Origin of the sequence: Streptomyces vastus (assembly GCF_039532825.1) — a bacterium.
In the GTDB taxonomy this organism is placed as follows: domain Bacteria; phylum Actinomycetota; class Actinomycetes; order Streptomycetales; family Streptomycetaceae; genus Streptomyces; species Streptomyces vastus.
This window is the reverse complement of the sequence record NZ_BAAASJ010000078.1, coordinates 1-639: the sequence shown is the minus strand read 5'-3', so window position 1 is coordinate 639 and position 639 is coordinate 1. Positions and strand designations below refer to the sequence as shown.

General features: G+C 58.8%; 1 rRNA gene. It reads left to right on the top strand.

The window, feature by feature from the left end:
* A 23S ribosomal RNA gene (locus tag ABD357_RS28600) occupies nucleotides 1–639 on the top strand; the annotation flags it as partial.

Sequence of the window (639 nt, the reverse complement as noted above, 5' to 3'; positions counted from 1 at the left end):
CCTCCTAAAGAGTAACGGAGGCGCCCAAAGGTTCCCTCAGCCTGGTTGGCAATCAGGTGGTGAGTGTAAGTGCACAAGGGAGCTTGACTGTGAGACCGACGGGTCGAGCAGGGACGAAAGTCGGGACTAGTGATCCGGCGGTGGCTTGTGGAAGCGCCGTCGCTCAACGGATAAAAGGTACCCCGGGGATAACAGGCTGATCTTCCCCAAGAGTCCATATCGACGGGATGGTTTGGCACCTCGATGTCGGCTCGTCGCATCCTGGGGCTGGAGTCGGTCCCAAGGGTTGGGCTGTTCGCCCATTAAAGCGGTACGCGAGCTGGGTTTAGAACGTCGTGAGACAGTTCGGTCCCTATCCGCTGTGCGCGTAGGAGTCTTGAGAAGGGCTGTCCCTAGTACGAGAGGACCGGGACGGACGAACCTCTGGTGTGCCAGTTGTTCTGCCAAGGGCATGGCTGGTTGGCTACGTTCGGGAGGGATAACCGCTGAAAGCATCTAAGCGGGAAGCCTGCTTCGAGATGAGGACTCCCACCCCCATGAGGGGTTAAGGCTCCCAGGAGACTACTGGGTTGATAGGCCAGATCTGGAAGGCGGGTAACCGCTGGAGGTGACTGGTACTAATAGGCCGAGGGCTTGTCC